We start from the raw sequence: 12,407 nt of genomic DNA, 5'->3' as shown, positions 1-12,407 counted from the left end.
GTGCGGGAAATGTTCGGGTCGTGTCAGGGCGCCGTCGCACCCGTGACACACCCGCGTCGGAGTGCGTGCGGTAAGAGAGTGCATCCGAAGAACCGGGTACAGGAGGCATCACATGATCTTCATCGTCTTCAGGCTCGACGTCCGCCCGGACAAGCGCGAGGACTTCCTCGACGGCATCGTCCGCTACTCCGGGCAGGTCCGCGACGAGCCCGGCAACCTCTTGTTCAGCTGCTACGAGAGCGTCGAGCGGGCCAACGAGTACACGGTCCTCGCCAACTACGTCGACCAGGCGGCGGGGGAGGCGCACGTGTCGTCCGAGCACGCGAAGTGGTTCTTCGGCTGGCTGCCGTCGGTGGTGACGGCGCAGCCGAAGATCGTCTTCACCGAGCTCCCGGGCGACGGCTGGGGCCCGATGGGCGAGGTCGTGATGGAGGACGCCTAGCGGGAGGCGTATACGACGACGGTGTTGCCCCACGGGTCGCGCGCGACGGCGCGGACCTCGTGGGGGCCCTCCTCCGGCGCGCGGACGACCGTGCCGCCGGCCTCGAGCAGCGCGGTGAGCGCGGACGGGACGTCGGCGACCTTGATCGACGCGGCCGGCATGCCGTCGGTGAGGTCCTCCTCCGGCGCGGCCAGCGCGAGCGTCGTGCCGCCGGCGTCCAGGGCGGCGTAGCGCGAGCCGTCGACGAACTTCGTCGCGAACCCGAAGACGGAGCCGTAGAACTCGACCGCCGCGGCGACGTCGGCCACGGGGTGCAGGACGTTGCCGATGCGGGCGGGGGTGTCGGACACGGGGTCTCCACTTCGTCGGGGATGTCGTCGGGCGCAACCGCATCCTGTCCGGCCGGGGGGTCGCGAGAACAGGCGGGGGTGCAGGGTTGTGGGTATGACGACCGTGCGCACCGCCGACGGCACGAGCCTGCACGCCGAGGAGACCGGCGCGGGCGACCCGCTGATCCTGCTGCCCGGGCAGGGATCGAGCCATCTGATGTGGGGTCGCACGATCGGCCTGCTGGCCGCGCGGCACCGCGTCGTCCTGTTCGACTACCGCGGCACCGGGGCGAGCGAGATGCCGGCGGCCGGGTACTCGACCCGCGGGTTCGCGGGCGACGCCGTCGCCGTGCTCGACGCGCTCGGCATCGGGCGCGCCCACGTGTACGGGTTCTCGATGGGCGGGCGTGTCGCTCAGTGGGTGGCCGTCGACCACCCCGACCGCGTCGGCGCGCTGGTGCTCGGTGCGACGACCCCCGGTGACGCGCACGGGGTCCCGCGCCCCGAGCATGTGAACGAGCGGCTCGGCGCGGGCGGGGACCTGACGGAGTTCCTGCACAACCCGGCCTGGGCGCGGGCCCGGCTGCGGACGGAGGGCGTGTGCAACGACTGGCGGGTCGGGACCCGGCCGGTCGCCGCGCTGAGGCATTATCGGGCGAGCCAGGCCCACGACTCGTGGGACGGCCTGCCGTCGATCACCGCGCCCACGCTGTGCGTGCACGGCACCGAGGACGTGCTCAACGTCGTCGCCAACAGCGACCTGCTGGCCGGGCGCATCCCCGACGCACGGGTGCACCGCATCCCCGGTGCGCAGCACGGCTACTTCGAGGAGCAGGAGCAGGAAGCCGCCCGGGTGGTCCTCGACTTCCTGGCGGAGCACCCGATCACGGGGTGACGAAGACGACCCTGCCCGTCGGTGCCGGGCGTGGGTAACATCCGAGGAGAACCCGACCGCCTCCACGGCCGGCAGTGATCGCGACATCCGCGGTGACCGGCAGGTGGGGCAGTCCGGCACCGCGAGCGGGCGAACACCCGCGACCTCCGGTGTACGGAACGCGCGAGAAGTCGCGCCCACCCACACCCGAGGACGAGGGACCCCTGTCATGACCACCGCGCCCGAGCGCGCCCTGTCGGCGCCCACCCGCGACGAGATCTTCGACGCCCACCGCGGCGGCAAGCTGTCCACCGGCCTCACCGCCGCGCTGCGCGACCAGCGTGATCTGGCGATCGCCTACAGCCCGGGTGTCGCCGAGGTCAGCCGGGCCATCGCCGCCGACGTGTCCGTCGCCCGCACCCACACCTGGGCCGACCGGCTCGTCGCCGTCGTCAGCGACGGGACCGCGGTCCTGGGGCTGGGCGACATCGGCCCGCGTGCGGCGCTGCCGGTGATGGAGGGGAAGTCGGCCCTGTTCAAGACGTTCGGCGGGCTCGACTCCATCCCGCTGGTGCTCGACACCACCGACGTCGACGAGATCGTCGAGACGCTGGTGCGGCTGCGCCCGAGCTTCGGCGCGGTCAACCTGGAGGACGTCTCGGCGCCGCGTTGCTTCGAGCTGGAGGCACGGCTGGTCGAGGCGCTGGACTGCCCGGTCATGCACGACGACCAGCACGGCACCGCGATCGTGCTGCTCGCGGCGCTGCGCGGGGCGTGCGAGGTCACCGGACGCGACCTGACCGCTCTGCGGTTCGTGGTCTCCGGCGCGGGCGCTGCGGGCATCGCGTGCTCGCGCATCCTGCTGGCCGCGGGGGCGCGCGACGTGGTGCTGCTCGACTCGCGCGGCGTCGTCGACACCGCCCGCGGCGGTGAGAAGGCCGCGCTCGCGGCGATCACGAACCCGCGCGGCGTCACCGGCGGCATCGCCGAGGCGATGCAGGGCGCCGACGTGTTCGTCGGCCTGTCGGGCGCCCTGCTGCCCGAGGAGCTGCTGGCGGCGATGAACCCGGGCGCGATGGTGTTCGCTCTGTCCAATCCGGACCCGGAGGTGCACCCGGACGTGGCGGGCCGGTACGCCCCGATCGTGGCGACGGGCCGCAGCGACTTCCCGAACCAGATCAACAACGTGCTCGCGTTCCCGGGTGTCTTCCGTGGTGCGCTGGACGCCGGCGCGCGGCGGATCACCGAGTCGATGAAGCTCGCCGCGGCCGAGGCGATCTTCGAGGTCGCGCGCGACGACCTGGCCCTCGACCGCATCGTCCCGGGCCCGTTCGACCCGCGGGTCGCCCCGGCCGTCGCGGCCGCGGTGGCGGAGGCCGCGGATCGCGGTTGATCACGATCGTGGGGTCGGCCGGTCACGCAACGCAGCGTGAAGGGGATCACGTGCCCCACCTGGGGCTATTCCACCGGTCGGCCCTCGCGATCACAGCCTGTACGTGTTCTCGACGTACCTCACTCGGGGCGGCGTAGTCCGTCCGTGTGAAGTCGGCGCATCGAGTGGACGAGTGCCTCGTTGTCCAGTCAGCACCGTCGGCGCACTTGGTGGGGGAAGCCCGTGAGCGAGTTCGGACGTGGTCCCCGCGACGAGCGGGACGACAGCCGGGACGATGTCCCGGCCACGGAAGCCGTCGCCATGGCCGACCTGCGCCGTGCGCGGAAGGCCTCCGGTGGCCCGGCCGACCCGGACGCCGTGCGGTTCGCCGAGCACCTCGCGCGGGCCATCGACCGGGCCCCCGGCCACCCCGACGACGACATCGACACCGAGGTCCGCGACGAGGTCCGCGACGTGGCCATCGCCGCCGTCGCACCGGCGCCGGCGGCAGCCGACCCGCTCACCGACCCGCGCCGCGACCGTTCGTTCGGGCCCGCGCCGCTCGCGCCCGACACCGTCCATCCCGGACGTGTCGGCACCCGTTCCTCCGGTACCGACGCCCCGGCCCGCCCGGGTGTGGCGCCCGGCGTGCGGGACACGGCGTTCGGCCGCCCGACGCCCGCAGGCCCCGACATGCTGCCGTTGCCCGCCACCGCCGCCGTGGTGGTCGACCGCGCGGAGCGCATCGTCAGGGTCAACCCGGCGTTCGCCCGGCTCGCCGGCCGGATGCCAGGGGACTCCGAGGTCGGCCCCCTCGGGATGGCGCTGCGCAGGCTGCTCGTCGGCGGCGACGCCGACGCCCGGCTGATCCGTGCCGACGGCACGCTCGCCCGGGTCCGCGTCGTCCGCTGGGACCTCGCGATGGACCTGCAGGCCGTGGTGTTCGTCGAGCTCGGCTCGGCATCGGACGCCCGCCGCATCGCGGAGCTGGAGCGGATGGCGGGCGTCGGCACCTGGACCTACGAGCTGGCATCGGCGACGCTGCGCCGCAGTGGGTCCCTCGAGGATCTCTACCGGGCCGCCGGGATCGACCCCGACGCCGCCGACGGGCCCGTCGAGGGCGAGCAGGTCGCACTGCTGTGCCAGGGCCTGCGCGGTGGCAACCGCACGCCCGACCACCACGTCGACCTGCGGCTGCCCGGCGACCGGCTGCTGGGCTGCCGCGCCGTCGTCGAGCGCGCCGAGGACGGCACCCCGGTCCGGCTCATCGGCACCGTGCGCGACCTGTCGGCCCAGCGCCTCGCCGAGAACCGGCACCGCGCCGCGGGCGCCCGCTTCGCCGACCTCGTGGCGCTGCTGCCCACCGGGGTCCTGCTGCTCGACGCCGCGGGCCGCGTCCTCGACGCCAACCCGGCCGTGTGCGCGATCCTCGACACCGCGCCGGAGAACCTGCGCGGCGTCTCGGCGGCGGCGCTGTCCGCCGAGCCCGAGCCGCTGAGTGCCGACGGCCTGCCCGACTGGCTGCGCCGCGTCCCCGAGGGTGCCGAGCACGGCTACCGGATCGACGCGCTGCCGCTGCTGCGCGCCGACGGCACCCGCGTCTGGTGCGGCGTCGGGGTCACCGTCACCCGCGCCGACGACGGTGCCCCGCTGTTCCTGGTCACCTGCGAGGACGTCGACGACCGGCGTCGTGCCGCCGAGGTGCTGCGCAGCGCCGGCACGGTCGACCCGCTGACCCGCCTGCTCAACCGGGCCGCCGCGCTCGACGCGGTCGACCGGCTGCTGGCCGGCCCCGGTCGCGACGGCGTCGTCCTCGTCTGTGGCGACCTCGACGACTTCGCCCGCGTCAACTCCTCGCTGGGTCACGACGCCGGTGACGACGTCCTGGTCACGCTGGCGGCGCGGCTGCAGCGCGAGCTTCCGTTCGGCTGCACCGCGGCGCGGCTGTCGGGCGACGAGTTCGTCGTCATCTGCTCCGACCACGGCGAGGCGGGCGGCCCGGAACGGTTGGGGCACACCGTCGCGAACCTGCTGCGGACGTCGGTGACGGTCACGGGCCGGCCCGTCGAGGTCACCGCGTCGGTCGGGCTGGCCACGCCGACGGCCGACCCCGGCCTGCGGGCCGCTGACATGCTGCGCTTCGCCGAGGTCGCGATGCAGGAGGCCAAGAAGCGCTCCCGCGGCAGCGTGGGCGTGGCCACCGACGTCGTGATGCGCTCGGCGACGAGCCAGCTCGTCGTCGAGGCGGAGCTGCGGGCCGCGATCGCCGACGACCGGCTGGTGCTGCAGTACCAGCCGGTCGTGGCCGCCGACGGCACCGTCCGCAGCAGCGAGGCGCTGATCCGCTGGCCGCACCCGGAGCGCGGGATGATCCCGCCCGGCGAGTTCCTGCCGGTCGCGCAGCGCGGCGGCCTGATGCGCGAGCTGGACCTGTGGGTGCTGCGCACCGCCGCCCGCGAGGCGGCGTCGTGGGGGTCGCTGGCCGAGGTCGCGGTCGCGGTCAACCTGGCCGGCCTGCTGCCGGGCGACCCGGAGTTCGCCGACCTGGTCAACGCCACGCTCGCCGAGACCGGGCTCGACCACTCGCGGCTGATCCTCGAACTGGTCGAGACGAGCCTGGTCGCGCTTCCGCCGCACGCGTTGTCGGCCATGGCGGACCTCGTCGCGCGGGGCGTCCGGTTCGCCGTCGACGACTTCGGTACCGGCTACTCCTCGCTCGCGCGGCTCAAGGAGCTCCCTGCCCAGACGGTCAAGGTGGACCGCGCCTTCGTGACGGGTGTCGCCGACGACCCGGTCGACCACGCCGTCGCCCGCGCCGTCGTCGACATGGCACGCGCCATGGGGCGCACCACGGTCGCCGAGGGGGTCGAGACGCAGGCGCAGTTCGAGGCGTTGCGCGGCATCGGGGTCGACGCGTTCCAGGGCTGGTACTTCGCCCGGCCGCTCGACCCCGAGGCGATGCGCGCCGTGCTGCGCGCCCGCCGGCTGCGGGTGCCCCCGTCGACCGACGTCGCCTGAGCGCGACCGGCATCGGGCAGCCGGAGGGACCGCCCGTGGACGGTCGCGGTCCGGTCACATCGGTCGCGACTGTCGGCCCCCCGGGCTATCTTTCCGGGACTGCGGCGGCCGACAAGGGGCCGCCGGCGACGACGGGGGTACCCGGATGATCGAGTTCCGGGGCGTGAGCAAGCGCTTCCCGGACGGCACCATTGCGGTGGACGATCTCGACCTCGTCGTCGATTCGGGTCGTATCACCGTGTTCGTGGGGCCGTCCGGCTGTGGAAAGACCACCTCGTTGCGGATGATCAACCGCATGATCGAGCCCACCGGTGGCACGATCTCGGTGGAGGGCGAGGACATCATGTCCCGCGACGCGGCCGAGCTGCGCCGGGGCATCGGCTACGTCATCCAGCAGGCCGGCCTGTTCCCGCACCGCACCATCCTCGACAACGTGGCCACGGTCCCGTTGCTGTTGGGCTGGAACAAGAAGCAGGCCCGCGAGCGTGCGGCCGAGCTGATGGAGACGGTCGGGCTCGCACCCGAGATGGCCAAGCGCTATCCCGCGCAGCTGTCGGGCGGCCAGCAGCAGCGTGTCGGGGTCGCCCGCGCGCTGGCGGCCGACCCGCCGGTCCTGCTCATGGACGAGCCGTTCAGCGCGGTCGACCCCATCGTCCGCGAGACGCTGCAGGACGAGCTGCTGCGCCTGCAGTCGGAGCTGGGCAAGACGATCGTGTTCGTCACCCACGACATCGACGAGGCGATCAAGCTGGGGGACAAGGTCGCGGTGTTCCGCACCGGCGGCCATCTCGCCCAGTACGACGAGCCGGGCGTGCTGCTGTCCCGCCCGGCCGACGACTTCGTCGACTCCTTCGTCGGGCGCGACCGCGGCTACCGCGGGCTGGGCTTCCTGTCCTCGGACGGGCTTCCGATCGGCGACCTGCCGGTCGTCGCGATGGGCGACCGCAGGCCGAGCGACGGCTGGGCCCTCGTCGTCGACGGGGAGCGTCGCCCGCTGGGCTGGGCCGCCCGCGGCACCGGGACGGTCACCGAGGACTCGCTGGTCCCCGGGGGCTCCCTCTACGACGCCGGGGCGGGCTCGCTGCGCGCGGCGCTCGACGCGGCCCTGTCGTCGCCGTCCGGCCGCGGCGTGGCCGTCGACAGCGACGGCCGGGTGCTGGGCTCCATCGGTGCCGACGATGTGCTGCGCGGCCTCGCCGACTCCCGCAGCGCCGACGGCGCGCCCGAGGCCGATGCGACCGGCCGGGTCGGCTGAGGCGGGGCGTCGTGAACTGGGTGATCCAGAATCTCGGGTTCATCTCGAGCCTCCTCACCGACCACATCGTCTTCTCGCTGGTCCCCGTGGTGATCGGGCTGGTCATCGCCGTCCCGCTGGGCTGGCTGGCCAACCGCGCCGGGTTCGGCCGCGCCGTCGTGGTCAACCTGGCCGGGCTGCTGTACACGGTCCCGTCGCTGGCGCTGTTCGTATTCCTGCCGGTCATCCTCGGCACCGGGATCCTCGACCCGGTCAACGTGATCGTCGCGCTCAGCGTCTACACCGTCGCCCTGCTGGTGCGCACGGTCGCCGACGCGCTCGAGGCGGTCCCGCCGCTGCTGGTCGACGCGGCCACCGCGATGGGCTTCAAGCCGTTCCGCCGCTTCGTCGCCGCCGAGCTGCCGGTCTCGGTGCCGGTCATCCTGGCCGGTGTCCGGGTGGCGGCGGTGTCGTCGATCAGCCTCGTGACCGTCGGCTCCGTCATCGGCTTCGGCGGGCTCGGCCAGATGTTCACCGACGGCTTCCAGCGCAGCATCACCGCGGAGGTCGTCGCCGGGATCGTGCTGGTCGTCGCGCTCGCGCTGATCGTCGACGGGATCCTGCTGCTCATCGGCCGGGCCCTCACACCGTGGGACCGGGCCGCACGCGCGGTCGCGAAGGGGGCGACGGCGTGAACTTCCTCGGATGGCTGTTCGACCCCGCACACTGGTCGGGCTCCGGCTCGATCCCGCAGCGCCTCGTCGAGCACATCGGCTACACCGCGCTCACGATGCTGATCGCGATCGTCATCGCCGTCCCGCTGGGCGCCTGGATCGGGCACACCGGCAAGGGCGGGTTCCTCGTCGTCGGCTCGGCCAACGGCCTGCGGGCGCTGCCGACGCTGGGTGTGCTGATCCTGCTGGTGCAGTGGACCGGGCTCGGACTGCTGGGCCCGCTCATCGCGCTGGTGCTGCTCGCCGTCCCGCCGGTGCTCGCGGGCACCTACGCCGGGGTGCGCAACGTCGACGCCTCGGTGGTCGACGCCGCCCGCGGCATGGGTATGCGGGGGCGCGACGTGTTGTTCGGCGTCGAGCTGCCCAACGCGCTGCCCCTGATCATCGGCGGCATCCGCAGCTCGGTGCTCCAGGTCATCTCGACGGCCACGATCGCCGCCTACGTCGGCCTCGACGGCCTGGGCCGCTACATCATCGACGGGCTGTCGATCCGCGACTTCCCGCAGATGATCGGCGGCTCGATCCTCGTCGCCCTGCTCGCCGTCGTCGCCGACCTGGTGCTCGCCGGCCTGCAGAAGCTCCTCGTCTCGCCCGGCCTGCAGACCGCGGGAACGGGCCGCAGGGTGCGCGCCGTCGCCACCCGCCCCACCGACACGGCCGCCCAGGCGGCCTGAGCCCCGACCGAACCGCCCGGAGGAACAACAACCATGAGACGCACGCTGATCGCCCGGATCGCGGTGGTCGCCACCGCAGCGCTTGCGCTCGCCGCCTGTGGCGGGGGCAGTGACCCCTTGCAGAACGGCGGCTCGGGGAGCACCGCCGGAGCGTCCGACACCGTCGTCATCGGGTCGGCCAACTTCACCGAGAGCCAGATCATCGCCAACATCTACTCCCAGGCCCTGCAGGCCAAGGGCGTGAAGGTCGATCTGCGACCGCCGATCGGCAGCCGCGAGACCTACTACCCGGCGATCCAGGACGGCTCGATCGACCTGATCCCCGAGTACACGGGGACGCTGCTGCAGTACATCAACAAGAACGCCACCGAGACCGAGCCCGACGCGGTCTACAACGCCCTCAAGGCCGCGCTGCCCGCCAACCTCACCGTGACCGACAAGTCGGCGGCCGAGGACAAGGACGCGGTCGTCGTCACCCAGGAGACCGCGACCAAGTACAACGCGAAGTCGATCGAGGACCTGGCGGCCAACTGCGGCCAGATCGTGTTCGGCGGGCCGCCGGAGTTCCAGACCAGGCCCGACGGCATCCCGGGCATCCAGAAGACCTACAACTGCACGTTCAAGGAGTACAAGGCGCTCGACGCCGGTGGCCCGCTGACCGTCGCCGCGCTGAAGAACGGCGACATCCAGGCCGCCGACATCTTCACCACGGATGCGTCGATCGTCACGAACAACTTCGTCGTGCTGACCGACCCGAAGGACAACTTCGCGGCGCAGAACGTCGTCCCGCTGATCACCAAGGCCAAGGCCACGGGGACCACGCTCGACGTGCTGAACCAGATCTCGGCGAAGCTCACCACCGACGGGCTGACCAAGCTCAACGCGGAGGCCTCGTCCGACGCGAAGCCGTCGCTGGAGACCGTCGCCAAGAACTGGCTGTCGCAGAACGGTTTCTGACCCTCACCCGCCGGGGCCCGTCCGCGATCCGCGGGCGGGCCCCGGCGCACGCCGGAGGGGTGTCGGTACCGCAGGTTCGCCCTGAGTTGTGATTCCAGTCACCTGATGGGAGCATCGCGGCGCCAGGAGTCCACCACTCCGACGTTGGGGGCCAGCATTGGCCGAGCTCGAACCGAGGAACTTCCTGCAGCCGTGCCTGCTGCTCCTCCTGCGCGAGCAGCCGGACCACGGGTACGAGCTGGCGGCACGGCTCCGTCCGATGCACGACGGCGACGGCGACGCGGGAGGGGTCTACCGGGCGCTGCGCGGCCTGGAGAAACGCGGGCTGGTCCGGTCGGAGTGGGAGTCCTCGGAGGTCGGCCCGGCACGGCGGATCTACCACATCACGTCGGAGGGGCTGGCCTGTCTCGACGCCCAGGCGCGCGGCCTGCTGCACGTCGACGAGGCGCTGCACGTCTTCCTCGAGCGCTACGCGAAGGTCACCGGGACCGCGGGGCTGCCGTCCCCGGCCGAGGCGGTGCCGATGCTCGGCGGGCAGCACGCCGTCACAGCCAACGGTCGGCCGGGGCAACGCTGAGTCGTCCGGGTCCTGGTGGGTCAGCGGTAGCCGGTCACGTCGGCCGGCTTGCCCGGGTCCTGCACCTCGACGAGGTAGCGCCACGCGTCCGGGGACGAGCCGTCGAGATCGGTGAAGCCGTACTCCGCGGCGAGCCCGCCCGACGACAGCGACTGCCCGTTCCAGCGGTGCCGGTCGGGGTCGGTGGCGAGCGCGGCGACGGCCCGGCCCACGAACCGCGGGGTCTCCGAGATCGCGAAGTGTGGCACCTTCTCGCACGCGTCGCGCCAGTTCTCCTCGGTGACGCCGAACTGGTCGAGCATGTTCTCCGACCGCAGCCAGCCCGGGGTGATCGCGACGGACGTGGCACCGTGGTCGCGCAGCTCGTGGGCCCAGCTGCGCGCGAGCCGGATCGGGGCGACCTTCGCGAGGTCGTAGTAGACGGTGATCCGGTAGTTGTCGGCGTTGTACGCGGCGGTGCCGTCGGTGACCTCGACGACGAGCCCGCCCGGGGTGCGGACCATGAGTGCGAGCGCGAAGTGCGCGGTGACGATGTGGGTGTCGACGGCCAGGTGCAGCAGGTGCAGGCCGTCGTCGAGGGAGTGCTTCCACACCGGGGTGTCCCACTCGGTGAGCGGGTCACCGCCGAAGACGTCGTTGACCAGGATGTCGAGGCGGCCCTGCTCGGCGTCGATGCGGTCGACGAGCGCCTTCACCTGCTCCGGGACGAGATGGTCGGTGGGGACGGCGATGCCGGTGCCGCCCGCGGCGGTGACGAGGTCGGCGGTGTCCTCGATGGTCTCGGCGCGGCCGTACTCCGACGGCGCGCCCCGGCGGCTGCGGCCGGTCGCGTAGACGGTGGCGCCGGCGGCGCCGAGCTCGACGGCGATGCCACGGCCGGCACCGCGGGTGGCCCCGGCGACGAGGGCGACACGGCCGGCAAGGGGTCGTTCTGCTGACGTCATCGGCCCAGCATCCACCCCTCGACTGACACCTTCTGTCAGTCGAGCCGGTTCGTCCCTGATCGGGCGTCCAGGAATTGAACAGTTCCGACCGTGGTGTGACTTCGCATACTGGGGGAGAGGGCGGCACGCGAGCCACCGGTCACCGACGACCGGGCCCGCGCCGCCGGGTGGGGGTGTGATGGACCGGCGCTGTGCGTGGGAGGCGTTCCAGTCGGGCGGCGACCCCGGCGACGTCGGCCCCGGCCTGCTCGACTCGTGGCGGCGCTCCCGATGGAGCGGCGTCGACCCCTCCGACACCGACATCCCGCAGGTCACCGTCGACGCCGACACCCCGTTCGTGCGGGTCGCGGCGCCGGTGATGCTCGGTCTGGCCGACCAGCTGGCGGGCACGTCGAGCTGCCTCGCGCTCGCCGACCCGCGCGGCACCGTCGTGTGGCGGTGGGTGTCCGACCCCGGGATCGCCGGGGACCTCGACGACGTCGGCGTCGTGCGTGGCGGCCGGTTCGCAGAGGAGGCCATCGGCACCAACGGCATCGGCACCGCCCTGGAGAGCGGCGGTCCCGCCTTCGTGCGCGGCGCCGACCACTGGGTCGAGGCGTTCCACCGCTGGGCGTGCGTCGCGGCGCCCGTCGTGCACCCGGTGACCCGCAAGGTCTGCGGCGCCGTCAACATCACCTGCCGCGCGGGCGACGCCGGCCGGCTGCTCGGCCTCGCCGCGTCGGCGATGGTGCAGGGCGTGTCGGAGGCGTTGCGGGCCGGCGCGGCGACGTCGGAACGTCGGCTGCTCGACGCGTTCCTCACCGCCCGCGCCCGCACGACCGCTCCCGTCGTCGCGCTCGACGCCATGATCCTGCTGGCCGCCGACAGCACCGGCGGGGTGGGACTCGACCACGCCGAGCTGTGGGCCCTGGTCACCGAGGCCGGTCCCGACGAGGAGATCGACGTCGCCGACGGGCTGGGCGCGCACGTCTGGCCCGTGACGCCGGGGACCACCGCCGACGGCGTCGTGCTCACGCTGCGCCCCGACCCCGCCGCGGTCGCGCCCGTCGGTGCTCGCGACCCGCGCGCGGGTCTCGGCCTGCTGGAGCACGCCGAGGCCGAGGTCGTCGCCGGGGTGCTCGCCGAGTGCGGGGGCAACAAGGCCGCCGCCGCGGCCCGGCTCGGCATCTCCCGCGGAACCCTCTACGCCAAGCTCCGCCGCTACCGCCTGACCGCCGCGCCCACCCGTGGCGCGCACCGTCCCGTCTGACCC

General features: G+C 73.3%; 12 protein-coding genes. 10 read left to right on the top strand and 2 right to left on the bottom strand.

Translation table 11 applies throughout. The annotated features are described in order from the left end of the window. Positions 1–112: 112 nt before the first annotated feature. On the top strand, positions 113–442 hold the full coding sequence (locus TOK_RS14345; RefSeq protein WP_098958351.1) for a putative quinol monooxygenase: 330 nt from the start codon (positions 113–115) through the stop codon (positions 440–442). Here the strand turns inward: TOK_RS14345 and TOK_RS14340 are convergent. Next, the gene (locus tag TOK_RS14340; RefSeq protein ID WP_098958350.1) at positions 439–792 is read right to left on the bottom strand and encodes a VOC family protein; all 354 of its coding nucleotides are present in this window, start codon (positions 790–792) and stop codon (positions 439–441) included. The two genes, TOK_RS14345 and TOK_RS14340, sit on opposite strands and share 4 nt — an antisense overlap. Positions 793–886: 94 nt before the next feature. Between TOK_RS14340 and TOK_RS14335 the strand changes: the two genes are divergently transcribed. The 8 genes from TOK_RS14335 (at position 887) to TOK_RS14300 (ending at position 10,211) form a co-directional block, all read left to right on the top strand. After that, positions 887–1,666: an alpha/beta fold hydrolase gene (locus TOK_RS14335; RefSeq protein ID WP_098958349.1), complete on the top strand. Its 780-nt coding sequence runs from the start codon at positions 887–889 to the stop codon at positions 1,664–1,666. 208 nt (positions 1,667–1,874) lie between these two features. Then, positions 1,875–3,038: an NADP-dependent malic enzyme gene (locus TOK_RS14330; protein ID WP_098958348.1), complete on the top strand. Its 1,164-nt coding sequence runs from the start codon at positions 1,875–1,877 to the stop codon at positions 3,036–3,038. Positions 3,039–3,260: 222 nt separating this feature from the next. Then, positions 3,261–6,035, top strand: a complete 2,775-nt coding sequence (locus tag TOK_RS14325; RefSeq protein ID WP_098958347.1) for a bifunctional diguanylate cyclase/phosphodiesterase — start codon at positions 3,261–3,263, stop codon at positions 6,033–6,035. A 145-nt stretch (positions 6,036–6,180) separates the two neighbouring features. Beyond that, positions 6,181–7,290, top strand: coding sequence for an ABC transporter ATP-binding protein (locus tag TOK_RS14320; protein ID WP_098958346.1), 1,110 nt, complete (start codon positions 6,181–6,183; stop codon positions 7,288–7,290). An 11-nt stretch (positions 7,291–7,301) separates the two neighbouring features. After that, positions 7,302–7,964 (top strand): ABC transporter permease, encoded by a 663-nt coding sequence (locus TOK_RS14315; protein ID WP_098958345.1) that lies wholly within the window; start codon positions 7,302–7,304, stop codon positions 7,962–7,964. Then, positions 7,961–8,677, top strand: coding sequence for an ABC transporter permease (locus TOK_RS14310; protein WP_098958689.1), 717 nt, complete (start codon positions 7,961–7,963; stop codon positions 8,675–8,677). Before TOK_RS14315 ends, TOK_RS14310 begins: the two co-directional genes overlap by 4 nt. 33 nt (positions 8,678–8,710) lie before the next feature. Continuing rightward, positions 8,711–9,634 carry an ABC transporter substrate-binding protein gene (locus tag TOK_RS14305; RefSeq protein WP_098958344.1) on the top strand — a complete coding sequence of 308 codons (924 nt, stop codon included), beginning with the start codon at positions 8,711–8,713 and terminating at the stop codon, positions 9,632–9,634. A gap of 157 nt (positions 9,635–9,791) precedes the next feature. Then, on the top strand, positions 9,792–10,211 hold the full coding sequence (locus TOK_RS14300) for a PadR family transcriptional regulator (RefSeq protein WP_098958343.1): 420 nt from the start codon (positions 9,792–9,794) through the stop codon (positions 10,209–10,211). A gap of 20 nt (positions 10,212–10,231) precedes the next feature. On the opposite strand, the gene TOK_RS14295 is transcribed toward TOK_RS14300, so the two are convergent. Then, the gene (locus tag TOK_RS14295; RefSeq protein ID WP_098958342.1) at positions 10,232–11,155 is read right to left on the bottom strand and encodes an SDR family oxidoreductase; all 924 of its coding nucleotides are present in this window, start codon (positions 11,153–11,155) and stop codon (positions 10,232–10,234) included. 178 nt (positions 11,156–11,333) lie between these two features. Between TOK_RS14295 and TOK_RS14290 the strand changes: the two genes are divergently transcribed. After that, positions 11,334–12,404 carry a helix-turn-helix domain-containing protein gene (locus TOK_RS14290; RefSeq protein ID WP_098958341.1) on the top strand — a complete coding sequence of 357 codons (1,071 nt, stop codon included), beginning with the start codon at positions 11,334–11,336 and terminating at the stop codon, positions 12,402–12,404. The last annotated feature ends 3 nt before the right edge of the window (positions 12,405–12,407 follow it).

This window comes from Pseudonocardia sp. N23, assembly GCF_002583555.1.
Taxonomy (GTDB): domain Bacteria; phylum Actinomycetota; class Actinomycetes; order Mycobacteriales; family Pseudonocardiaceae; genus Pseudonocardia.
The sequence above is the reverse complement of the archived record's forward strand: the minus strand, read 5'-3'. Positions and strand labels throughout refer to the sequence as shown.